The organism is uncultured Exiguobacterium sp. (assembly GCF_964277885.1).
Classification (GTDB): Bacteria; Bacillota; Bacilli; order Exiguobacteriales; family Exiguobacteriaceae; genus Exiguobacterium_A.
Genome location: NZ_CAXYJR010000007.1, coordinates 202,913 through 225,978 on the forward strand (window position 1 = coordinate 202,913; position 23,066 = coordinate 225,978).

A 23,066-nucleotide genomic window follows, 5' to 3' on the forward strand; every position below is an offset into this window, starting at 1 on the left:
ATGACCTCTCGCCAAACGAGAAAACGGGAAAAAGCATTTGTCCGTTTTTTAAAGCAGTACAAACCGAATCTCTACTGGTTAGCCTACAGTTATATGAAAAATGAACAGGATAGTCTCGATGTGATTCAGGACAGCATTCAAAAAGCGTTACAATCGCTTGATCGACTCGAGGACGACGAGCGGATGAAAGCCTGGTTCTATCAGATTTTGACACGAACGGCGATTGATGCAATTCGAAAGCGACAGCATAGTATCAGTTATGATACAGAGCGCCTCGTCGAACTCGTTGCAACAAAAGAAGATACGTACCCGGATTCTGATTTACGCCAGGCGCTCGAGGAGCTACCGGTCATGTACCGAGAAGTCGTTATCTTACACTATTTCGAGGACTTGATCTTAAAAGACGTCGCAACGATTTTGGAGCTGAATTTAAGCACGACTAAATCCCGGCTGTATAAAGGATTGACCTTACTAAAAATGAAATTGAATGGAGATGAGTTAGATGTCTAACAAACTTGATGACTTGAAACAAGCTTACCAACAACCATCGGTTCCAAAAGAACTCGATGAGATGATTGCACAAGTCGAGCGCCGGACGCGTACTTCGCGGACGAAACAATCCGTATGGATTACAGCCGCCGCGATCACGTTATTCGTCGGCGGATTAAATAGTAATGCGTCGTTTGCGGACGCGATGGCAAAGGTACCAGTCCTCGGTCAACTGACTGAAATCGTGACGATCGACTGGAAAGAGACGAAGACACACCAGTCGGCTGATATCAAAGCACCTCAAGTGACGTTACCGGACAAGGCACTCGAGCAACAACTAAACGAAAAGTATATCGCAGAAGGAGAAGCGCTCTACGAAAAGTTCAAACAGGAGACGAACGGACAGGAAGGGGTATTTGCCGTCGATAGCCGCTATGACGTCAAGACGGATACGGATGACTTGTTGTCGATCGGGCGAACGGTCACGGAGACACGAGCAAGTGCATCGGAAAGCGTCCAGTACGATACGATTGATAAGAAGGAACAACTTATCCTGACGTTACCATCCTTGTTCAAGGATGACGGATATATCACGACAATCAGTACGTATCTCAAAGAAGAGATGCGTCGCCAAATGAAGGCAGATGAAGGAAAGGTCTACTTCGTCGAAGGGACACCGGATGTCCCAAAGGATGAACAGTTCAAACAGATTTCAGCGAAGCAAAACTTCTATATTACGGCAGATCACAAATTAGTCCTGTCGTTTGATGAATACAGTATCGCTCCAGGATATATGGGCATCGTCGAATTTAAGATTCCGACGTCGATCTTAAAAAATGAACTCGTCAGTTCGCATTATATTCGTTAAATTTCAAAAAATTGTAATCATTGATGGATATTCTAAAAAAACAGCCATTTTTTAAAAATAACCTCTTATAATCAAAAGACGAATCGTTGTTTTTTGAGAAAAGGAGGATTCCCTATGAAAAAATGGAGTCGGCTTGTGCTCGCGGGTGTCGTCAGTCTCGCCTTAATCCATGTTCCAGCAGCCAGCGAAGCGGCGACGAAAGCCAAAGCCTTTAAGAACTGTACAGAAATGCAGAAGACGTATAAAGGCGGCGTTGCGAAAAAAGCAGGACTGAAAAATCGGACAGGGTATGACAAGAACGGAAAACCGATCTACAAAGCAACCAAGTACAAGGCATACGTAAGTCTTGCAACGTATAACGTAAACACGAAGAGCGACCGGGATAATGACGGGATTGCGTGTGAACGTTAAAGAAGTAAAAGTAGTCTTTCTCAAATGGGAGAAAGACTACTTTTTTTAGAGGTTCGTTGTTCCTTTCAATTATGTAATCCTTGGAAAGTCCTGATGTATGGTAGTGTTGTAGCGATGAAAGACGACAAATACGTATTGAGTAGGAGGGCTACGATGCGAAAGCGAGATTATCTCATTTTCTTCATTCTATTTTTCATTTTGAACCTTATTAATTTCTTAGGGACACTCGGTATGCAGGATATTTTAGCGATTGTAGTCGTTGCTCTGATCGAAGCAGCTATAGCGGGAACGATTACGAATCTATTCACCCGTATCTTTTTTAAGAAAAGCTGAGACGGATTGAAGTAGCACCCAAATCAAATCGATACATAAAAAATAACCTGACGCCGCAGCGTCAGGTTATTTTGCTTAGTTGAAGTTTTGCTTTAAGAATGCTGTCACTTCTTCTGGTGTTTTGGCATTTGCACTGTGCAAGTGCGCCAATTTTTCATTGTTTTTGAAGACGAGCAAGCTTGGAATCCCCATGACATCGTGGTTCGATGCGATTTCAGGGAACTCATCCTTGTCGATTGTGTGGATTGGTAAGTGGTCGAATTGTGACTCGACGTCCGGCATGAAGTAATCCATCCGTTTGCAGTCCGGGCACCAGTCTGCTTCGAACTTGATGATGACCGGTGCATCACTTGAAATCAATTCCTTGAATGTTTCTTCACTTTTAATGAATTCTGCCATTGTGAGAACTCCTCCTCTTGGTGTTGTACCTTTAGTCTACCGATTCCCTTCAGAACTTGCACGAATTATGTTCGTCAAAGAGTCTGACAAGTCAAAAAAGTTGGTTGCTCTTTAAGAAAATGCTACTGATTTTCTTGAAAAGAGCCACATGAACCAATCAAATTCAGTTTGGTATAGGGAAACATTGTTGTGTATTTGTTAATTACCTAGTTCGAAACAAAATGATTTCTCTAGACCCACTCGATTTCCGACTGGTACGATGAGGTTTGCTAATCGCAGAGAAAGTGGGGGCGACGAGAATGGAACAACAAAAATACGATAATCTAAAACGCGGCGAACGCGGTGCGATGATCAGTATCGCAGCCTATATCTTGTTATCAGCTTTAAAATTAATCATTGGTTATACAGCAGATTCTGCCGCACTCCGGGCGGACGGTTTGAACAACGCGACTGACATCATCGCGTCGATCGCTGTCTTGATCGGCTTACGGATTTCGCAACGTCCGGCAGATGACGATCACAAGTACGGACACTGGAAAAGTGAGACGATTGCTTCGCTCGTAGCTTCCTTCATCATGATGGCAGTTGGTCTTCAAGTTTTAATCGATACAATTTCGACGTTGTTCGAAGGCAAACAGGAATCACCGGATATCCTCGCCGCATACGTCGGAATTGGTTCAGCTCTCGTGATGTACTTCGTTTACCGCTACAATAAGAAGTTATCCGAAGAGATTGAAAGCAAGTCCGTCATGGCAGCAGCGAAAGATAATCTCTCCGATGCGTGGGTCAGTGTCGGGACGACGATCGGGATCGTCGGATCACAGTTCGGCATGCCATGGCTTGATATTGTGACAGCGATCATCGTCGGCTTCTTGATCTGTAAGACAGCGTGGGACATTTTTACGGAAGCGTCACACGAACTGACGGATGGCTTTGATGAAAAGAAGCTGAAGATGTATGAAGATGTCATCTTCGATCTCGAAGGTGTCAAAGGCATCAAATCAATTAAAGGGCGCAACTACGGCAACAATGAAGTCGTCGATGTCGTCATCCTCGTCAACTCCACCTTGAATATCCATCAGGCGCACGATATTGCGACACGTGTTGAGGATACGCTGACGGAAGAATACGGTGTCTATGATATCCATGTTCACGTCGAACCCGAATGAATTCAAAAACGTCTTTTCTACGCTGACTGTAGAAAAGACGTTTTTTTTATGGTTCTAATGCGATCGTCAGAGCGAGTACCCCGTACTGTTGCTCGGCTTCCGGTGAATAGATCGTATAAGTGGATGTCACGAGGTCGTCGAGTGACCAACCGATACAGTCGATATCTTCGTTTGGGATCTGTTCATAAAGCGCTCGGAAATCAGGAAAGACTTGCCGTTTTGTCACGTGGACGAGTAGTATTTCGCTCGTTTCCGTATGTGTGAACTGAATCTGATCACCGACTTGTACCTGTTGTCGTTTTGGATCATTGAGTCGAATCTCGACAGTCTTTCGTCCTTGTTCAATCGAACGAAACGGTTCTTCGAATAACCCCATTTCATGTCTCATCTATGCTCACTCCTTATCTTCCTTGAGCATAGCAAAACTATGTGAGTTTTCACATTGTCTTTTCGTTGACAATTGAAAATAATCGGCGTAATTTAATTCATATAAGTAATTGTTCTTTTTGGAACGATTTGAAATGGAACAAGGAGGCGAAACAAAATGGATCAAACGGAAACGACCCGTTCGACAGCGATGATGCAGTCCTTTTGGAACGTGCAACGGCACCTCGTCCGGGCAGCACACCAGACGGCACAGGAAAACGGACTCAGTTTACCGCAATTTCATAGTCTGATGACGATTGCGCCGCGTGGACCGATCTCGCAAAAAGAGCTCGCTGCGCATACGCATTTACCGAAAAGCACGCTCAGTCAGTCGATTGAAGGGCTCGTCCAATCGGGCTGGGTCATTCGCGAGACAAACCCAGACAATCGACGGGAAGTCGTCTTAAAGCTCAGTGATCAAGGTCAGCAATTCGTCACCGACATCAAGGAACAAGAGAAAGGCATGCAACGTCAACTGGAGCAAGTGCTTGCGACGATTGACCCGGACGCATTCGAACAAATGCTTGAAACACATGCAGTGATTGCTGAAGGAATCGGTCAGATTTTACGTCCAGATCTGAAAGGAGGATGTTCGGATGATTAAGTTACTCAAACGGTTGACGGTCTATAAATGGGCAGTCCTTGCTGTGCTCATCTTGGTTTTCGCGCAGTCGATGTCCGATTTGTATTTACCGACACTAATGGCGGACATCATCGATAAAGGGGTCGTCACCGGCGATACCGCGTATATCTGGAAAATTGGTGCCGTCATGCTCGGGATAACCGGTGTCGGGGCGTTAGCTGCCGTTGCCGCCAGTTATTATTCATCGAAGGCGTCGATGGGACTCGGACGGGATATCCGTCGCCAAGTCTTCAACCATGTTGAACGGTTCTCCCTGCAAGAGTTCGACCAAGTCGGAACGGCGTCATTGATCACGCGGACGACGAACGATATCACACAAGTCCAACAAGTCGTCATCATGATGTTACGGATGGTCGTCAGTGCACCGATCATGTTCATCGGTGGATTGATCATGGCCGTCTCAAAAGATGCCAAACTCTCACTCGTCATCGTCGCGGCGATGCCGGTCCTTGTGATTTCAATCCTGTTGATTTTGTGGAAAGGGGTTCCGTTGTTCGGGAAAGTTCAAAAGCGACTCGACCGTCTGAACCTCGTTTTGCGAGAGAACTTGACCGGGATCCGTGTCATCCGTGCCTTTAACCGGGAACGTGATGAACAAGTACGATTGACAAAAGCGAACGCGGATTTGACAGAAGTCTCGATCAAGGTCAATAAAATCATGGCGTTCTTAATGCCAGTGATGATGCTCGTCATGAACTTGACGGTCGTCGGTGTCATTTGGTTCGGAGGTATCCGGATCGATAATGGTGGTATGCAAATCGGTGACTTGATGGCATTCATCCAGTACGTCATGCAAATCATGTTCGCGCTCGTCATGGCGTCGGTCATGTTCGTCATGATTCCGCGGGCAGCCGTCTCAGCGAAACGGATCAATGAAGTCCTCGAGATGACTCCGACGATGATTGATGAGGGAACACAAACCGCTGATCGTGAAAAAGGAACGCTCGTCTTTGATCGTGTCACGTTCCGTTATCCGGGAGCAGAAACACCCGTCTTATCCGACATCAGCTTTGCGGCACGACCAGGTGAAGTGACGGCTGTAATCGGTGGAACGGGTTCCGGTAAATCAACGCTCGTCAATTTGATTCCTCGTTTTTATGACGTGACGGAAGGCAGCATCCGCGTCAACGGCGTCAATTGTCAAGAGGTACCACAAGAGGAACTGCGGTCGAAAATCGGCTTCGTTCCCCAAAAGGCGTTACTGTTCACGGGTACAATCGCTGAAAATATTCGCTTCGGGAAAGAGGACGCGACAGACGAAGAAGTCGCGCATGCGGCGCACATCGCACAAGCGACCGATTTCATCGAACGGATGCCGGACGGTTACGAAGCACGGATCGAACAAGGTGGATCGAACGTCTCTGGTGGGCAAAAACAACGGTTGTCGATTGCGCGAGCACTCGTTCGTCGACCAGATTTATATGTCTTTGATGACAGTTTTTCAGCGCTCGACTTTAAAACTGATGCCGCACTTCGGAAAGCCTTACGGGAAGAAACACGAGAAGCAACCGTCTTGATCGTCGCTCAGCGTGTCAGCACGGTCATCGATGCCGATCAAATCATCGTCCTGGATGAAGGGAAAGTCGCTGGAATCGGAACGCATGATGAATTGTTTGCTGACAATGCCGTCTATCAGGAAATCGTTAAGTCACAACTATCAGAGGAGGAAATCGCATGAGTGAGAAAAAACGACCTGCCGGCGGTCCTCCGCCTGGTGGTCCCGGTGGCGGAAATATGATGATGCTCGGAGAAAAACCAAAGGATTTCAAAGCAACGTTCCGTCGTCTGCTTCGGTATCTGCGTCCGCGTCGAACGGCACTCGTTGGTGTTTTCCTCGCAGCCATCCTCAGTACGGTCTTCATGATTGCCGGTCCGAAAATCATGGGGACGGCAATCACGGAATTGTTTGAAGGGGCATATGCGAAGTTCCAAGGTGTACCGGGAGCGGCAATCGATTTCACGAAAATCGGACAGATCCTGCTCTGGCTCGCTGGACTGTATATCATCAGTAGTCTGTTTAATTACTTGCAACAGTATTTGATGTCAGGTATCGCTCAAAAAACAGTCTACGATTTACGCGAAGACGTCAATCATAAACTCGAACGCCTGCCGTTGAAATACTACGATGGTCGTCCGAACGGGGAGACACTCAGCCGCGTGACGAACGATATCGATACGATCGGCAGTACGTTACAACAAAGTGTGACATCGTTCATCACCTCAATCGTGACAATCGTTGGGATTCTGATCATGATGTTGACGATCAGCCCGCTGTTAACACTGATTTCGCTCGTTTCGTTGCCGGTTTCGATCTTTGCGATCCGACCGATTTTGAAACGTTCTCAAAAGTATTTTGCTGACCAACAACGGACACTTGGCCAATTGAACGGACACGTCGAAGAGATGTATACCGGACACTCAGTCGTCAAGGCGTTCGGACATGAACGCAAAGCGGTCGAGCAGTTTGATTCTGTCAACGAAGAGTTGTATGAAGCAGGACGTAAAGCACAGTTCATCTCCGGGATCATCATGCCGATGATGATGTTCATCGGAAATATCAGTTACGTCCTGATCAGTATCGTCGGCGGGATTCTCGTCACGCAACGGGCGATCTCGATCGGGGATATCCAAGCGTTCATCACCTATACACGCCAGTTCACGCAACCGATCACACAGACGGCGAACATCGCGAACATCGTTCAATCGACGGTCGCAGCAGCAGAACGTGTCTTCGAATTACTGGACGAAGATGAAGAAATCAAGGAAGTGACGACACATCGTCTCACGCAGGCTGAAGGAGCGGTCGTGTTCGAACACGTTGATTTTGGCTATGGAACCGATCTCTTGATCGAGGACATGAACATCGATGTCGCACCGGGACAAACGGTCGCAATCGTTGGACCGACGGGTGCCGGTAAGACGACAATGATCAATCTATTGATGCGCTTTTATGAGTTGAACGGGGGGACGATCCGAATTGACGGCATCGATACCCGCGAGATGTCACGCGAAGACTTACGGACGACGTTCGGGATGGTCTTACAAGATACGTGGCTTTTCAACGGTACGATCCGAGATAATCTTGCTTACGGTAAAAGTGGGGCGACCGAGGAGGAAATCATAGCGGCAGCCAAAACGGCGCACGCTGATCACTTCATTCGAACGTTGCCGGACGGGTATGATACCGTCTTGAACGAGGAAGCTTCGAACATCTCGCAAGGTCAGAAACAGTTGTTGACGATTGCTCGGGCCGTTCTTGCCGATCCTCCGATCATGATTCTCGATGAAGCGACCTCTAGTGTGGATACACGAACAGAGGTCTTCATCCAGCAAGCGATGCGTCGCTTGATGGAGGGACGGACAAGCTTCGTCATTGCCCATCGTCTCTCGACGATCAAGGATGCCGATTTGATTCTCGTCATGAATCAAGGAAGTGTCATCGAACAGGGCACACATGAAGAGTTGCTCGAAGCAAATGGTTTTTATGCGGATCTGTACAACAGTCAATTCTCTGAAAAAGAAGTCGTTTGATATAAGGTAGTGTCGTCATTTTGACGATGCTGCCTTTTTGTGTTGACTGCAACGGTGTATCCTCACATATAGTAATCATCCCATTTCTTGTATTGAAAACAAGAAACGCCACATTCTGGTACGGACAAGGGTTTAATAAATCCTTTAGCTGGGGAAATTAAAGAAGTGTCAGAAATATATAATTTTATTTAGGTGAAGGAGTGTGGCAGGATGAATAACATTTGGAATGGAACGTCGTTGAATTTGAACGGCATTCTCGGATCACTCGGCAACTTGCTTGGAGCGATCATCATTTTCTTGATTGGATGGCTCATTGCTAAGCTGATCGCGAACGGGATTCAAAAAGCGTTAGAGAAGTCTGGGGTTGTCAACAAGTTGTCACCTCAAAAAGAAGGTACGCCACCAAAGAAGAAAAAGTGGACACCTGAAAAAATCATTGGAACCGTCGTCTTTTGGGTTCTCATGGTGTTCGTTCTGATCTTGGTCTTCAACATCCTTGATCTGAACATCATTGCTGGACCACTTGCGGATACGATGAGTACATTACTCGCGGCAATCCCGAACATCTTGAAAGCAGCCCTTATCCTTCTCTTGGCATACGTCATTGCGGTCGTTCTTCGCATGATCATCGTCAAAGCAGGAACGAAGCTGATGGCGAACGACAAAGTACGTTCAAATAAAATGCTTCAAGGTCAGACGGATCTTTCAGCTTATCCAAAAGTAGCAGGGGAGATCGTCTTCTACCTCGTCTTGCTTCTGTTCCTACCGGGTGTACTCGGTGCCTTGAACATTGAGAGTGTCTCACAACCGTTCAGCCAATTGTTATCGTCATTCCTTGGATTCATTCCACGCTTGATTGCTGCGGCAGCCATCTTCTTCGTTGGTTTCCTCGTAGCGAAAATCGTCCGCGATATCGTGACGAATTTCCTTCATGCTGTTGGAACGGATAAATTTGCAGCTCGCTTCAACCTTGGATCAACGGATCAAAAAGATGCGAAATCACTTTCGTCGATTCTCGGAACAGTCGTCTTCATCTTGATTCTGATTCCAATCACGATTTCAGCACTTGATCAATTGAACATTAAAGGAATCACAGGACCAGCGATCAACATGTTGAACGATGTCCTCGGTATGATTCCGAACATCATCGTTGGTGTCGTACTGATCCTTGTCGGTCTTTATGTCGGACGTTTCGTTAAGAAATTCGTGACGGATCTCTTATCACGTCTTGGTTTCAATAACCTGACACGTCACTTGAAAATCGGTACGTGGGATGCAAACCAAGCTTCTACATCACCAGCCTCGATCGTGGGTGCACTCGTTGAGATCGTCATCGTCGTTCTCTTCGTCGTCGAAGCCTTCAACTTGATTGGTCTTGACTTTATGGTCGACCTCGGTCGTGCCGTCCTTGCGTTCTTACCGAGCGTCTTGACAGCGATCATCATTCTCGCAATCGGGATCATCGTCAGCAACCTCGTCAAACGTACGATGGACAGCTTGTTCGGCAACTCTGAACTAAAAGTCCTTTCAAGCGTTGCGAAGTATGCGATTCTTGCACTTGCTGTCTTCATGGCACTTGATCAGCTAGGTGTTGCGGATACGATCGTCAACTCAGCCTTCATCTTGATCCTTGGGGCACTTGCACTTGCATTCGGTCTTGCGTTTGGTCTTGGTGGACGTGATAATGCATCGCGTTACCTCGATCGTCTCCAAAAGAAAGCGGAGAATACGGAAGTTGACACATCGAACCTTCCAAGTAAGTCAGCATCGACTTCATCAGCACCGAGCTTAAAAGATGCAGCAAAAGGTGCAGCTTCACAAGCAGCGGATGATGTCACACCAGATCGTGCACCACGTTCATCGCGTTCTTCTTCAACGGATGAGACAACACATGGTACACCAAAAGGTGCATTGCCAGAAAATGATTTAGCACAACAAGATGATTACCCGATCGACCCGAATGATCATAAAGGTCCTAACCTTGATCATCCAAACGATCGTCCGTAATACGAGCACACCCTTTTCTCTCAATATAGAGGAAAGGGTGTTTTGCGTTGACGCATCAAAGCGTTGTCGTATTTAAACAAAAGTGGTTTGACCACTTTGTGAAAAAACACAGAAAAAAAGACTTATCGAACCTGACATCGTTTGTTATGATTAGAAAGTCAATCACCTCAATGATTTGAATATTCAGAAAAAAAAGAAAAGTTCGGAGGAAGAAACATGAGTTTGCTTCGTAAGAAAGATGTCAGCGTCATGATGGACATGAAACAACATTCCAAGCTGGCACGTCATTTATCAGGGTTTGACCTTATTTTACTTGGAATCGGTGCTATTATCGGGACCGGAATTTTTGTTCTGACAGGAACAGGGGCTCTTTACGCAGGACCAGCTTTACCGATCTCATTTATTATTTCCGCTATCGTCTGTGCGCTCGCAGCCCTTTGTTATGCTGAATTCTCGTCGATGATTCCCGTCTCAGGAAGTGTATATACGTATACGTACGCAACGATCGGGGAACTCGTCGCCTGGATCATCGGCTGGTGTTTGATTTTAGAATATGGCCTCGCTTCAAGTGCCGTTGCTACCGGATGGTCAGGATACTTCCAGTCGCTGTTAGCAGGCTTCGGTGTTCATTTGCCGACGGCTTTAACAGCTGCTCCTGGTGCTGTACCGGGAAGTGAGACGTTCTTTAACTTACCAGCGTTCTTGATTTTAATGATCATCACGTTCTTACTTTCGCTTGGTATCAAAGAAACAAAACGCGTCAACAATGTCATGGTACTCGTTAAAGTTGCCGTCGTTGTTCTTTTCATCGTCGTCGGGATTTGGTATGTCGAACCAGGCAACTATAAACCATTCGCTCCGTTTGGTATGAGTGGTATTTTACAAGCGTCGGCGATTGCCTTCTTTGCGTACCTTGGATTCGATGCCGTTACATCGGCGGCAGAAGAAGTCAAAAATCCGGGACGTAACTTACCAATCGGAATCTTAGGATCGCTTGCGATTGTTACTGTCCTGTACGTCGTCGTTTCTGCTATCATGGTCGGAATCGTTCCATTCAAACAGTTCGAAGGTGTGGATAGTCCTGTATCACTTGCGTTGAAAGTGGCAGGTCAAGACTGGGTCGCTGGATTCGTCGACTTAGGTGCCATCGTCGGTATGACGACGGTCATCCTCGTCATGACATTTGGTCTTGTCCGTCTCTTGTTCGCAATGAGCCGTGATGGACTTTTACCGAAAGTCTTCTCGGATGTTAATGAAAAATCACACACACCGGTCAAAGCGACATGGATTCTCGGAACAACAGCTGGTTTGATCGCTGGATTCGTTCCACTCGGTACACTCGCTGAATTGATCAACATCGGAACACTGGCAGCATTCGCGCTTATCTCAATCGCAGTCATCATCCTACGCCGGACGCGTCCTGATTTGAAGCGTGCCTTTAAAGTACCGTTTGTTCCAGTATTACCGATTCTGTCAGTCCTCGCTTGTATCATGTTGATGGTCAACTTACAGAAATTCACATGGATTGCCTTCTTCGTTTGGACAGCAATCGGACTACTTGTTTACTTTGGTTATGGACGTAGCCGCTCTAAAATTCAATAAGTAGGGACACCCTTGGCGACAAGGGTGTTTTTATATGCAGGATATTAGGTAAACAAAAGCGAAACAGCTCAGTGGAAAAGGAGGTCTTTCGATGATTCACATTCAACGCGAACCTGACGTAAAAACGGCGTATCAAGCGATGCAGGATGGATTTCAAGATTATCTGATTCCACTGCACTTATCAGAAGAAGAGTTTCAGAAGCGGATTCTCGAACGAGACGGAAATCAACTGGAGCATTCATTCGTTGCCTATCATGGAGAAAAGCCGGTCGGTCTCTGGCTGAACGGTTGGAAGGAGATCGAGGGTCAACGCATCATGAGGTGTGGGGGACTGGGGATCTCACCACAGTATCGTCGTCTTGGGATTGCGAAAGCCTTATATCAAGCACAACTGAGCCATGCCAAAGAAATCGGAATGGATGGTCTGATGCTTGAAGTCATTCAAGGGAACGACCCAGCGATTCGATTGTATGAATCGCTTCATTACACGATCGTTGGAGAAATCGGATATTTTCATTTAACAGATGAACGCCAAGAAGCCGCTCTGCCGACGATCGAAGAAACGGAATTTTTCAAACAGTACCATGGACAAGGGGAATACATATGGCAGCAAGATCCTCATGTCATGCAGCAATTACAAACGGATTATTATCAATTAGAAGAAAGTGTAGTGGCAGTAGCCGAATCATCGCTCTTGTCAGTCGTCGGTCCAGCAGAACAAAAAGCAAAACATGCGACAGAAGTCGTCCGTCGTTTACCGGGCACGACCTACCATTATCAATCAACAGATGTGCAGATTTGGGAGGCGTTACGTTCTGAAGGGTGGACTCAGCGGGATTTGAAACAATACATCATGCGTCAATCGCTAAATAGAAAGTGACTGATTTTGACTACAAAAGCCCTTATATTTTATGTGCGCCAATAGGATGCATAAAAATATAAGGGCTTCCTTTTACATAGGCTAGCGTTACTTTACGAAATAGCTCGTCTTAGAACTGTAGGCGTTCCACTCTTGGACTCCTTTTTTATACGTTTTGCTATTAAAACTGGAGGATAAGAATGAATGTTCTTTGCCTTTTATCCATTTTCCTTTAGATAATTTTTTATCTTGGAACAAAAAGCCGACTTCGTCTCCAGCGTTAGAGTAGATTGGAACTTGTAACAAGTCACTTTTCATCTTCGGTCGCATACCGTAAGACATGAATGTTCCTGGATGACGAATTAATTTTCCGTTCTGAATCGAGAATGTAGTTAAACTCATGTAAGATGATGTTTCGCGGGAAGAGAGGGAAAAGACAGTCGGATTACCTGATACATTTTTTAATTTCCCGCTTGTACGAAAATCGTGAGTAGCTATCACATACGGATTATCCTTAGAGAATGTATAGTGATACGATGTTGATTTATTGTTTAAGTATAGAGAGAACTTCCCAGTACACAACGTATCTTTTCCCTTCACCCACCAAAAGTCGTCTGCCGTCGCTTTGCGGCAAGTTGCTGCTTTAGATTGAACAGACACGGTGTACTTTTTGTTTTTTGCATCGACAATCGTATACGTCTGTTTGACAGATTTAGCAGCAGCTTCTGTCGAAGAAATCAATGAAAGACTAAGGAGAGTAGACATGCCTGCGATTACAAGTGGTTTCATTAGAAAGCTCCTTTATTAATAATGAATTAATTCCATTTTATAACAAATGAAAAAACGCCGCTATACTTCAGCGGCGTTTTTTGTAGTCTTCAATCATTCGAGCGTGAGAGCCGACTAAGTGATCCGGTAAGTCGTCGAGCGGGACGAACTGGAGCTTGATACTCTCATCACTTTGTTTTAACATTCCAATCGGATGTTCACCGATATAGGCGAGGGTGACGCTTTGAAAGACGTCTCCATTCGCTAACGTCGTCACGTATTGCGGACCGGAGTAGACATCGAGTAACGTTAATCGTTCCACCTCTAAGCCGGTCTCTTCTTTAAGCTCTCGACACGCGGTCTCTTCCGGTGATTCCGCCCATTCCATCAATCCTCCTGGTAAACCGAAGCGGGCTTGTGCTTCATTGCGTTGTTCGAGCAGAATGTGTTCATTTTGTACGACAAGGACGACGGAACCGACGAGAATGATTGGGTCATGACCAATTTTTTGACGTAACTGTTCGACATAATTCATTTCAATGCTCCTTGGTGAAATGGACAGCCGATCACAGGTGCTGTCTGTGTTGATTTCGGAAAGAAGTTCGGTCGTTTGATTTCCGGATCGTAATCCTTATGGAACATATGCGTCGTTGCCCCACTCATCGGTGGCACGAGCCAGGACCATTCCCCGGTGACATCACGACCGCATGCCGCTTCGTTTTTTTCAAAACGAGCGAACTGTTTGGCAGCCGTATGGTGATCGACAATCGTAACACCGGCACGTTCGAACGATTCGAGTACGGCAACGTTTAGTTCGACGAGCGCTCGGTCTTTCCAAAGCGAACGTTCACGCGAAGTATTCAGACCGAGTTGTGTCGCGACGAGCGGTAACAGATCGTAACGATCCGTATCAGCGAGGTTACGGGCACCGATTTCTGTTCCCATGTACCACCCGTTGAACGGGGCACACGGATAGACGATGCCACCGATTTCAAGCTGCATGTCGGCAATCATCGGTACAGCATACCAGCGGACTTCGCGACCACCGAACAGATCATAGTCAGGATGTGTGATGCTGACTTCAAGCACGAGCTCATCTGGAATCGAATGCAGGCTGACTTGTCCATCGAGTTCGATCAGCAGAGGCAGGATATCAAAGGGTGTACGCGCTCCGGTCCAGCCAAGTGCTTCACATTGTCGCGTCAGTTGGATCGAAGCCGGATCACCGATGATTCCTGTTGCGGTTTCATAACCAGCGTAACGGATCAGTTGGTGATTATGCAGCCGGACACGTGTCGGATGGAAAATCGTGATCGTCGAGCGAATTCGTCCCTCGTTCGTCGCGAACCGGATATGCTCAAATAACGCGTCGCGGACCGCTTCAACGGTCAACGCATCCCGCGCGTCAAAGACATGAAGTTGTTCCCAAAAGAGACGTCCGACACATCGGTTACTGTTTCGCCAAGCGAGCTTAGCGCCAAACGCTAGCTCGGAAGCCGTCTGTTCGTACGTTCCTGTCGTTTCAATCGAACGGATGACTTCTTGCTGACGTCCGGCCATTTCGGGGTATTGCTCTATATAAGAAGTAAAGAAGCGTTCTGCTTCGGTTTGAATGAGTGAGTACACGAATCGAAATCCTTTCTGAAAAACAAGCACGATACAATCTCTGTTCCTAGTGTACCCCGCGCAGAACCGAAGCGCCAAACTTGAATGATGTATAAGGTTGTTATAAGTTCAAAAGACTTCCAAAAGTTTAAAGGAGGTATGAAATGGGGGATAGTGTAGAGAATTAGTTGAAAGTGAGGAAATTTGTATGTCTTTAATCAAACCTGTATTTGCTCGTTTTTTTGGTGAAGCCTTTTTTGATAAATCGGCTCAGCTCGCCTATTATCTGATGTTGTCCTTATTCCCGTTCTTATTATTCGTAGTTGGGATTGTCTCGTTCTTACCATTTACGTCCGATAACGTGCTGGATTTAATTCGACCGTTTGCTCCGGCAGAAACGTACGATTTGATTCAGCGGAACGTCGTTGGAATCTTTGATCAAGGCGGCTTTAAACTTGCCTCGATCAGTTTCCTTGCCGCCTTTTGGCTCGCTTCGATGTCAGTCCAGTCACTTGTCCGCTCGCTAAACGATGCGCTCGAAGTGACACGAAAAGCGCCATTCTGGCGCGGACTGTTGCAAGACTTCGCCTTTACGATCGGGATGATGATCATCTTACCGATTTCATTGATTGTTCCGATTTCAGAAAAGTTAACGCGGCGTTTCATTAATCACTTTGCAATCGTCGCTGATTTCGTGACGAACTATTCGTGGATCTGGTTCTTATTCCGCTGGGGACTCGGGACGTTGTTCTTACTTGTCTTTTTCATCTTATTGTATCGGATTTTACCGAGTGTCCGATTAACGGTTCGTCAAGTACTCCCTGGAGCCATTTTTGCGACGATCGCTTGGCAAGTCGTTTCGGAATTCTTCTCTTACTATGCTGAGTTCGGGAGTTACGATCGTCTTTACGGTCAGCTTGCCGGAATCATCGTTTTGATGACGTGGTTCTATTTGTCCGCTGTCGTCCTGATGTTAGGGGGCTTGATGAACGCAGAACGCATGCGTCAGAAAAAAGAAGCAAAAATCATGAAACCGCAAAAAATCAAAGAAGAAAGCGTGCGTTAATCATTGAGCACGTATAAAAGCAGCTGACACATATTGTCAGCTGCTTTTTCATTTAGGTCGTTTTAAGAATCCGGTAACCGAAGACGCTCAACAGGCTGAGTGTGAACAAAGCGAGTAAGACGAGTGACAGATAGGGAAGTCCGAACACTTTGACGATGACGCTTAAGGCGACGACACCATAAAAGATTCCTAACGTCTTTTGAACGAACGGTTCATTGAAGCGATGCAAGAGTGACGCGCCGAGTGGTGAGCCGATGAACACACCGATGATTAAAGCAATCCCGACTGATAACGGAGCGCTGGTTCCGGAAGCAACATAACTCGTCACTCCTCCGAGAACGATCAATGTCGCAGAGGCGATACTCGTTCCGATTGCTTGTTTGAGCGGAAAACGAACCCATCCGAGCAAGAGAGGCGTCAACAAGAATCCACCGCTGACACCCATCAATGACGAGAGGATTCCGGCAGCAAGTCCGATGACGGCGAGCTTTACAATCGAAGCATGATGGACCGGAAAAGACGGACGTTCCTTTGAACGGGGACGAAGGAACTGAATCGAAAAACCAATCAGTAAAACGATGTAGAGACTCGATAAGACGACATCAGCACCAGCATGACGCTCGAGCCAAAAGACGACTGGTGTAATCAACGCAGAACCGATGATGCCGGACAGACCAATAATCCCGGCATCACGAAAACGGAATGTTTTTAATCGAAGATGTGAAAGCGTGCCGGTCACAGTCGATCCGAGTGTCAGTAACAGACTGAGGACGATCGCGGTGCTGGCTTCATAGCCGAGAATCAATAACAGTGGGGTCAGGATGATGCCGCCGCCGATTCCGAAAAAGCCGGAGAGTATGCCGATGGTTGCTCCTAACAAAATAAATGAGATATACATCATGAAACAGTCCTTCTTTCTAATATGTGATACCTTGAGTATGAAAGAGGAATACAAGATTATAAAAATGAATTAATTATATATAAATGATTATGAAATGTAATGGGGAGGGGTATTGTTGAAATTAACTGAACTGAGAACGTTCGTCACACTCGTCGAGACACGTCATTTTACGAAAACAGCGGAACAGTTATTTCTATCGCAACCGACGATCAGTGTTCACATTAAACGACTAGAAGAAGAGATCGGACATTCATTATTAATACGTGATTCATTCACAATAGGGGTCGAGGTATCGGAAATGGGCTGGATTGTCTATCGTCACGCAAAAGAAATTCTTTTCCAGCTCGAACAGATGCAGTCCCAGCTGGATGAATCGGAAGGTGTCTTCCGCGGAACATTACGGATAGGAGTAACGCATACGATTCACGAAATGTTGCTCGATGACATGATTCATCTGTTTTCAAGCGCTCATCCCGAGGTATCACTAGATATCCAATTAATGAATCACGATCAAGTAGCAGCAGCCTTACGACATCGTGAGATTGATCTCGGGATGATCGAAGGAGAACTGACACTTGATGGGGTCAAACAAATCGTCTTTGCGAAAGATCAACTGCACATCATGGGTGCGTCCCACCTTTCGTTAAACGATGCAACGTGGATCGTTCGCGAAGAAGGATCTGCATCCCGCTATGCGCTCGATCGTTGGCTAGATACTTCGTCGATCGTTCCCGCACGAACGATTACAGTCGATGCCAACTATTTAGTGCGTCAACTTGTTTTTAATGGGAGTGGCATTGCAGCATTGTCGGAACGACTCGTCACGTCTTTCCCGTCCGAGTCCTTTACGCTTCATGCGAAAGGGATCTCTAAACGAACGTTTCGTTATCTGTTACCAGAGAAGATGCCGACTCGCCTTGCAGAACATTGGATCACTTTCTTACAGGCGAATTGGAAAGGTTAAATGCAAAAAGATTTCCGGGCGTTCTACAATGGCGAAAAAATCGGAAATCTTTTTCGTTGACTTATACCCCTGTAGGTATTATTGTATGAAATGTACCAACGAGGTATGACGTATGTCACATTTAAAAAAGGAGATGGACTTCATATGGAAAACGGTTATGAAGATCGCATCATTCATCGGATGAATCGGATTGAAGGACAAATCCACGGAATCGTTCGAATGATGAAAGAAGAGGCGTCTTGTAAGGATGTCGTTACACAACTGAGCGCGACACGTAGTGCAATCGATCGCGTCATCGGTCTCGTCGTCAGTGAGAACTTGATCGACTGTGTCCGTCAGGATGATGCGACGGAAAATCATGAACAAGCCGTTGCAGAGGCTGTTCAACTCTTAATGAAAAGCAGATAAAATTTTTTACGAATTAATATACCCCTTAGGGTAAAAACTTGGAGGAATTACGTTCATGTCAGATACGAAAAAAACAACCATCGTTTTATTTAGTGGAGAGTACGACAAAGTCATGGCAGCTTATATCATTGCCAACGGTGCAGCCGCATACGATCACGAAGTTACGATTTTCCATACCTTCTGGGGTTTGAATGCGATGCGTAAGGATGAACCGATCCAGCCGGATAAAACATTCCTTGAGAAGATGTTCGGTAAGTTCATGCCACGCGGTGCTGATAAGATGCCACTCTCGAAAATGAACTTCGGTGGTGCAGGTCAAAAAATGATTAAAAACGTCATGAAGAAGCACAATGCGATGCCACTTCCAGACTTAATCGAATTAGCGAAAGAACAGGATGTCAAACTCGTCGCCTGTACGATGACGATGGATTTACTCGGTTTGAAACAGGAAGAATTACACGACGGGATTGAGTATGCAGGTGTTGCCGCCTACCTCGCCGATGCGGAGAACGGAAACGTCAATCTATTCATCTAATGATCTGAAGGAGGAATGACGCATGGATGTACTATCGATCATCTTGTTGCTCATCGTCGGCTATCTCGCTTATAAGATGTTCGCTCCAACAAAAGGCGTCAAACAAGTGTCGACCACGGAACTGAAGCCGTTACTAAACGACCGCAAACGATTTTATCTCGATGTTCGGACACCGGCAGAATTCAAAGGCAATCACATCAAAGGATTTAAGAACATTCCGTTACAAACGCTAAACAGTCAACTGAATCAAATCCCGAAAGACAAAGAAGTGCTCGTCATCTGTCAAAGCGGGATGCGAAGCAAACAAGCCGTTAAAGTACTAAAAAAAGCCGGTTATTCAAATGTCACGGAAGTCCGTGGCGGAGTGAATGCCTGGCGCTGAATCGAATCAAGAGGAGGAATTGAACATGAAACGCATGACAGCAACAGAAGTACAGGAAAAAATTGAACGTGGTGAACAACTGAACGTCATTGATGTCCGGGAAGTCGATGAAGTCAAAGAAGGAATGATTCCGGGAGCGATCCATATTCCACTCGGATTGATTGAATTCAAGATGAACGAACTCGACAAGAAAAAAGAGTATGTCATGGTATGCCGTTCTGGTGCGCGCAGTGGTCGCGCAACGACATATCTCGAAGGACAAGGATATGACGTGACGAACATGGATGGCGGCATGATGTCGTACGAAGGCGAAACGAAATAATACCCCATACCGTAAAGGAGCGAATTGTATGACTATGATTAAATCAGATATTGTATTGGACGCCAAAGGTCTCGCTTGTCCGATGCCGATCGTTCGGACGAAAAAAACGATTAAGACGTTAGAACCAGGACAAGTCATCGAAGTCCAGGCGACGGATAAAGGATCAACTGCAGATCTCCGTGCCTGGGCAAACAGCACCGGCAATCATTATTTAGGCACTATTGAAGAAGGCGAAGTACTCCGTCATTACGTTCGGAAATCAACAGGTGATGTCACGGAACCAGCAGCAATCGCTCAAACCGTCGATAACGCAACAGTCGAAGCAGCACGCCAAGACGACTCGATCACGGTGCTTGATGTTCGTGAACAAGCAGAATATGCCTTCGCCCATGTACCGGGAGCCATCAATATTCCGTTAGGCGAACTGGAGACACGCCATGCAGAACTGGATTCAAATCAGACGATTTACGTCATCTGCCGAACAGGTAGCCGAAGTGACATGGCATGCCGACAGCTCAGTGACAAGGGGTATACGGTTCACAATGTCGTACCGGGTATGCAGGAATGGGCGTCTGAGACGACGACACTTGTTTCAGCGAAATAATTCAACGACGTAAAGCAGAGGAGGAACGAATAGATATGGCACAAGCAATGACAGCCGCACAAGTTACGAAAAAAATAATTGGACGTGAGTCTCTGTTCATCTTAGATGTACGGAATGAGGATGCGTTTCAAGATTGGAAAATCGAAGGAGAGAACTTTAAGTACCTCAACATTCCGTATTTTGAATTGTTGGATGGTGTCGAGGAGATTCTCGATCAGCTTCCGACGGATCAGGATGTTCTCGTCGTTTGCGCAAAAGAAGGTTCATCGATTTTCGTCGCCGATATGCTAGAAGAAGCAGGACGAGACGTATCGTATCTGTCAGGCGGTATGAAAGCATGGAGTGAACATTTAGAACCGATTTCACTCGGAACGCTGAACGAAACAGGAACTGATCAAGGCGAAGTCGTTCAGTTCGTTCGAATCGGTAAAGGGTGTCTCTCGTATATGGTCATCTCAGAAGGAGAGGCTGTACTCATCGACGCGACACGAATGACGGATGTGTATTTGGATTATGCCGCATCACGCAACGTCACGATTAAGCATGTGTTTGATACACATCTTCACGCGGATCATATTTCTGGAGGACGCGACATCGCCGAAAAAACAGGCGCGACATACTGGTTGCCGCCAAAAGATGCGACGGATGTCACATTCGATTATGCACCACTTGAAGACGGTAGTACGGTTCAAGTGGGGGATACAGCGATTGAAGTACGCGCTCTTTATTCCCCAGGACATACGATTGGATCGACTTCATTCATCGTCGATCAGCGTTATTTATTGACGGGTGATATCTTGTTCATCGACTCGATTGGTCGTCCGGATTTAGCCGGTCTCGCGGAAGACTGGGTCGGTGACTTACGCGATTCGCTCTACAACACGTATCGTGATCTTTCACCAGAACTCATCGTCTTACCGGCACATTTCATGATCATTGAAGAATTGAACACGGATGGTAGTGTAGCAGAAAAATTAAGCATCTTGCTTGCGAACAATCATGGTCTCAACATCGACGATGAAGCAACATTCCGGAAGATGGTCACAGAGAACCTGCCGCCACAACCGAACGCATATCAAGATATCCGTGAAACAAACATGGGGAAACAGACACCCGATCTTGAAACACAACAGGAAATGGAAGTCGGACCGAACCGCTGTGCGGTACGCTAAAACGATTCATAACGAACATTAAATCATTCAGGAGGAATACAACATGAAATCAGAACTCGTACTCGACGCAAAAGGACTTGCTTGTCCGATGCCAATCGTAAAAACAAAAAAAGCCATCGCCGGACTCGAATCAGGTCAAATCCTTGAAGTCCATGCAACGGATAAAGGGGCAAAAAACGATCTTCAGGCGTGGGCGACATCAGGTGGTCATGAACTCGTCAAACATGAAGAAGAAGCAAGCGTCCTAAAATTCTGGATTCAAAAAGGTTAATTTCGAAAAGAGAGCTGATTTACGGCTCTCTTTTTTTAAGGAGTGATAAACGATGGAATTCGGTTTTATCGTGACGATTTTCTTAATCGGATTTGTCGGATCCTACATTTCAGGAATGTTAGGAATTGGCGGTTCAATTATTAAATACCCAATGTTATTGTATATCCCGCCGCTACTAGGCTTTGCAGCATTTTCTGCCCATGAGGTTGCGGGAATCAGTGCGATTCAAGTCTTTTTTGCGACGATTGGTGGCGTCTGGGCTTACCGAAAAGGCGGTTATTTGAATAAATCATTGATCGTCTACATGGGGGGATCGATTTTAATCGGTAGCTTCATCGGTGCGTATGCTTCAAATATCTTGGCTGAAGACACGATCAACATCGTCTATGGTGTTCTTGCGTTAACGGCAGCGGTCATGATGTTCGTTCCGAAAAAGGGAATCGACGACATTCCACTTGATCAGGTCCAGTTCAACAAAACCATTGCGGCGGTATCGGCATTCATCGTGGGTGTCGGAGCCGGAATCGTCGGGGCAGCTGGTGCCTTTTTACTCGTCCCGATCATGCTCGTCCTCTTGAAAATCCCGACACGGATGACGATTGCTTCGTCATTAGCGATCACGTTCATTTCATCGATCGGCGCAACGGTTGGTAAAATCACGACCGGGCAAGTCGACTGGGGTCCTGCGGCAATCATGGTCGTTGCTAGTTTAATTGCAGCACCACTTGGTGCAATCGCCGGGAAGAAGATGAACACGAAGATTCTCCAAGTTATTCTTGCTGTCCTGATTTTAGCAACAGCCGTGAAGATTTGGATCGACATCCTGTGAACAAAAGAACGCTCTACTTGTATGATGTTTCCTTTACGAAACAATGTACAGGTAGAGCGCTTTGTTATTGTGCAGCTTGATCGATTACGTGTCGTAACGTATGTTCGACTTCTTTGGCGACAGTTTGAAGTGCTGCCTCGTCTGCTAAGTCCATCAAGGCAGTTGGTTTTGGCATTCCGACTTTCGTTTGTCCTTTTTCGGTATAGACGACGATTTTACATGGAAGAAAGTAACCGGCCCGTAAATCATGGGAAACGACGCGGTGCGCCTCTTTGGGTTGGCATACCTCTAAAATATAATAACTTTCATTAAAAGAGAGCTCTTTTTCTTCGAATTTGTTTGCTAAATCAAACTCCCATAAGACACCGAACGATGCCTCTGAAAGAGCTTGCTTCAGTTGAGACATGACGTGATCCAAATCGTGATGTGACGTTACAGTGTAATCAAACATAAATACCCCTCCTGGTGTTTTTAATATATAGTCTATTCCCTGATTGAACTT

At 46.1% G+C, this 23,066-nt stretch carries 28 protein-coding genes; 21 read left to right on the forward strand and 7 right to left on the reverse strand.

Annotated elements, in window-relative coordinates:
* From ACHWTJ_RS15015 to ACHWTJ_RS15030, 4 genes are all read left to right on the forward strand, one after another.
* The gene (locus ACHWTJ_RS15015; protein WP_294739297.1) at positions 1-510 is read left to right on the forward strand and encodes an RNA polymerase sigma factor; all 510 of its coding nucleotides are present in this window, start codon (positions 1-3) and stop codon (positions 508-510) included.
* Positions 503-1,357 (forward strand): RsiV family protein, encoded by an 855-nt coding sequence (locus tag ACHWTJ_RS15020; RefSeq protein ID WP_294748615.1) that lies wholly within the window; start codon positions 503-505, stop codon positions 1,355-1,357. The genes ACHWTJ_RS15015 and ACHWTJ_RS15020 overlap by 8 nt, the downstream gene beginning before the upstream one ends.
* A gap of 114 nt (positions 1,358-1,471) precedes the next feature.
* Positions 1,472-1,768, forward strand: a complete 297-nt coding sequence (locus tag ACHWTJ_RS15025) for an excalibur calcium-binding domain-containing protein (RefSeq protein WP_294739293.1) — start codon at positions 1,472-1,474, stop codon at positions 1,766-1,768.
* Between the two features lie 153 nt (positions 1,769-1,921).
* Positions 1,922-2,101 (forward strand): hypothetical protein, encoded by a 180-nt coding sequence (locus ACHWTJ_RS15030; protein WP_133208308.1) that lies wholly within the window; start codon positions 1,922-1,924, stop codon positions 2,099-2,101.
* Positions 2,102-2,176: 75 nt separating this feature from the next.
* Here ACHWTJ_RS15030 and ACHWTJ_RS15035 read toward each other — a convergent pair whose 3' ends face one another.
* Entirely contained in the window at positions 2,177-2,500 is a 324-nt protein-coding gene (locus tag ACHWTJ_RS15035) for a thioredoxin family protein (RefSeq protein ID WP_023466923.1), read from the reverse strand.
* A gap of 299 nt (positions 2,501-2,799) precedes the next feature.
* On the opposite strand from ACHWTJ_RS15035, the gene ACHWTJ_RS15040 reads away from it, so the two are divergent.
* Positions 2,800-3,669, forward strand: coding sequence for a cation diffusion facilitator family transporter (locus ACHWTJ_RS15040; protein WP_294748621.1), 870 nt, complete (start codon positions 2,800-2,802; stop codon positions 3,667-3,669).
* A gap of 46 nt (positions 3,670-3,715) precedes the next feature.
* Here ACHWTJ_RS15040 and ACHWTJ_RS15045 read toward each other — a convergent pair whose 3' ends face one another.
* Complete coding sequence (locus ACHWTJ_RS15045) at positions 3,716-4,057, reverse strand: ASCH domain-containing protein (RefSeq protein WP_394679962.1); 342 nt, start codon at positions 4,055-4,057, stop codon at positions 3,716-3,718.
* 156 nt (positions 4,058-4,213) lie between these two features.
* Between ACHWTJ_RS15045 and ACHWTJ_RS15050 the strand changes: the two genes are divergently transcribed.
* From ACHWTJ_RS15050 to ACHWTJ_RS15075, 6 genes are all read left to right on the forward strand, one after another.
* Positions 4,214-4,699 carry a MarR family winged helix-turn-helix transcriptional regulator gene (locus ACHWTJ_RS15050; RefSeq protein ID WP_394679963.1) on the forward strand — a complete coding sequence of 162 codons (486 nt, stop codon included), beginning with the start codon at positions 4,214-4,216 and terminating at the stop codon, positions 4,697-4,699.
* Entirely contained in the window at positions 4,692-6,416 is a 1,725-nt protein-coding gene (locus ACHWTJ_RS15055) for an ABC transporter ATP-binding protein (RefSeq protein ID WP_394679964.1), read from the forward strand. Before ACHWTJ_RS15050 ends, ACHWTJ_RS15055 begins: the two co-directional genes overlap by 8 nt.
* Positions 6,413-8,269 (forward strand): ABC transporter ATP-binding protein, encoded by a 1,857-nt coding sequence (locus ACHWTJ_RS15060; protein WP_394679965.1) that lies wholly within the window; start codon positions 6,413-6,415, stop codon positions 8,267-8,269. Before ACHWTJ_RS15055 ends, ACHWTJ_RS15060 begins: the two co-directional genes overlap by 4 nt.
* A 210-nt stretch (positions 8,270-8,479) precedes the next feature.
* Positions 8,480-10,276, forward strand: coding sequence for a mechanosensitive ion channel (locus ACHWTJ_RS15065; protein ID WP_394679966.1), 1,797 nt, complete (start codon positions 8,480-8,482; stop codon positions 10,274-10,276).
* A 216-nt stretch (positions 10,277-10,492) separates the two neighbouring features.
* Positions 10,493-11,878, forward strand: coding sequence for an amino acid permease (locus ACHWTJ_RS15070; protein WP_394679967.1), 1,386 nt, complete (start codon positions 10,493-10,495; stop codon positions 11,876-11,878).
* Positions 11,879-11,969: 91 nt separating this feature from the next.
* Entirely contained in the window at positions 11,970-12,758 is a 789-nt protein-coding gene (locus ACHWTJ_RS15075; RefSeq protein WP_294739274.1) for a GNAT family N-acetyltransferase, read from the forward strand.
* A gap of 87 nt (positions 12,759-12,845) precedes the next feature.
* On the opposite strand, the gene ACHWTJ_RS15080 is transcribed toward ACHWTJ_RS15075, so the two are convergent.
* From ACHWTJ_RS15080 to ACHWTJ_RS15090, 3 genes are all read right to left on the reverse strand, one after another.
* Entirely contained in the window at positions 12,846-13,526 is a 681-nt protein-coding gene (locus ACHWTJ_RS15080) for a hypothetical protein (RefSeq protein WP_294748639.1), read from the reverse strand.
* A 67-nt stretch (positions 13,527-13,593) separates the two neighbouring features.
* On the reverse strand, positions 13,594-14,040 hold the full coding sequence (locus ACHWTJ_RS15085; protein WP_394679968.1) for an NUDIX hydrolase: 447 nt from the start codon (positions 14,038-14,040) through the stop codon (positions 13,594-13,596).
* A complete protein-coding gene (locus ACHWTJ_RS15090) occupies positions 14,037-15,131 on the reverse strand; it encodes a nitric oxide synthase oxygenase (RefSeq protein ID WP_394679969.1) in 1,095 nt (364 codons plus the stop codon). The genes ACHWTJ_RS15085 and ACHWTJ_RS15090 overlap by 4 nt, the downstream gene beginning before the upstream one ends.
* A gap of 187 nt (positions 15,132-15,318) precedes the next feature.
* Between ACHWTJ_RS15090 and ACHWTJ_RS15095 the strand changes: the two genes are divergently transcribed.
* Positions 15,319-16,176 (forward strand): YihY/virulence factor BrkB family protein, encoded by an 858-nt coding sequence (locus tag ACHWTJ_RS15095; RefSeq protein ID WP_023466934.1) that lies wholly within the window; start codon positions 15,319-15,321, stop codon positions 16,174-16,176.
* Positions 16,177-16,228: 52 nt separating this feature from the next.
* Here the strand turns inward: ACHWTJ_RS15095 and ACHWTJ_RS15100 are convergent, their stop codons facing one another.
* On the reverse strand, positions 16,229-17,077 hold the full coding sequence (locus tag ACHWTJ_RS15100) for a sulfite exporter TauE/SafE family protein (RefSeq protein WP_294750724.1): 849 nt from the start codon (positions 17,075-17,077) through the stop codon (positions 16,229-16,231).
* 115 nt (positions 17,078-17,192) lie between these two features.
* Here ACHWTJ_RS15100 and ACHWTJ_RS15105 point away from each other — a divergent pair, with 115 nt between their 5' ends.
* The 9 genes from ACHWTJ_RS15105 to ACHWTJ_RS15145 all read left to right on the forward strand — a co-directional run bounded on the left by ACHWTJ_RS15105 (position 17,193) and on the right by ACHWTJ_RS15145 (position 22,564).
* A complete protein-coding gene (locus ACHWTJ_RS15105; protein WP_294739266.1) occupies positions 17,193-18,041 on the forward strand; it encodes a LysR family transcriptional regulator in 849 nt (282 codons plus the stop codon).
* 144 nt (positions 18,042-18,185) lie between these two features.
* Positions 18,186-18,449 carry a metal-sensitive transcriptional regulator gene (locus ACHWTJ_RS15110; protein ID WP_023466936.1) on the forward strand — a complete coding sequence of 88 codons (264 nt, stop codon included), beginning with the start codon at positions 18,186-18,188 and terminating at the stop codon, positions 18,447-18,449.
* A gap of 55 nt (positions 18,450-18,504) precedes the next feature.
* On the forward strand, positions 18,505-18,984 hold the full coding sequence (locus ACHWTJ_RS15115) for a DsrE/DsrF/DrsH-like family protein (protein ID WP_023466937.1): 480 nt from the start codon (positions 18,505-18,507) through the stop codon (positions 18,982-18,984).
* A gap of 22 nt (positions 18,985-19,006) precedes the next feature.
* Positions 19,007-19,366 (forward strand): rhodanese-like domain-containing protein, encoded by a 360-nt coding sequence (locus ACHWTJ_RS15120; RefSeq protein ID WP_394679970.1) that lies wholly within the window; start codon positions 19,007-19,009, stop codon positions 19,364-19,366.
* 25 nt (positions 19,367-19,391) lie between these two features.
* Positions 19,392-19,688 (forward strand): rhodanese-like domain-containing protein, encoded by a 297-nt coding sequence (locus ACHWTJ_RS15125; RefSeq protein WP_023466941.1) that lies wholly within the window; start codon positions 19,392-19,394, stop codon positions 19,686-19,688.
* A 28-nt stretch (positions 19,689-19,716) separates the two neighbouring features.
* Positions 19,717-20,292, forward strand: a complete 576-nt coding sequence (locus tag ACHWTJ_RS15130) for a sulfurtransferase TusA family protein (protein WP_394679971.1) — start codon at positions 19,717-19,719, stop codon at positions 20,290-20,292.
* 35 nt (positions 20,293-20,327) lie between these two features.
* The gene (locus tag ACHWTJ_RS15135) at positions 20,328-21,464 is read left to right on the forward strand and encodes an MBL fold metallo-hydrolase (RefSeq protein ID WP_294739259.1); all 1,137 of its coding nucleotides are present in this window, start codon (positions 20,328-20,330) and stop codon (positions 21,462-21,464) included.
* Between the two features lie 43 nt (positions 21,465-21,507).
* The gene (locus ACHWTJ_RS15140) at positions 21,508-21,735 is read left to right on the forward strand and encodes a sulfurtransferase TusA family protein (protein WP_029343316.1); all 228 of its coding nucleotides are present in this window, start codon (positions 21,508-21,510) and stop codon (positions 21,733-21,735) included.
* Positions 21,736-21,787: 52 nt separating this feature from the next.
* On the forward strand, positions 21,788-22,564 hold the full coding sequence (locus tag ACHWTJ_RS15145) for a sulfite exporter TauE/SafE family protein (RefSeq protein WP_294739257.1): 777 nt from the start codon (positions 21,788-21,790) through the stop codon (positions 22,562-22,564).
* A 64-nt stretch (positions 22,565-22,628) separates the two neighbouring features.
* Here the strand turns inward: ACHWTJ_RS15145 and ACHWTJ_RS15150 are convergent, their stop codons facing one another.
* Positions 22,629-23,015, reverse strand: a complete 387-nt coding sequence (locus tag ACHWTJ_RS15150) for a DUF302 domain-containing protein (protein WP_294739255.1) — start codon at positions 23,013-23,015, stop codon at positions 22,629-22,631.
* Positions 23,016-23,066: the final 51 nt, after the last annotated feature.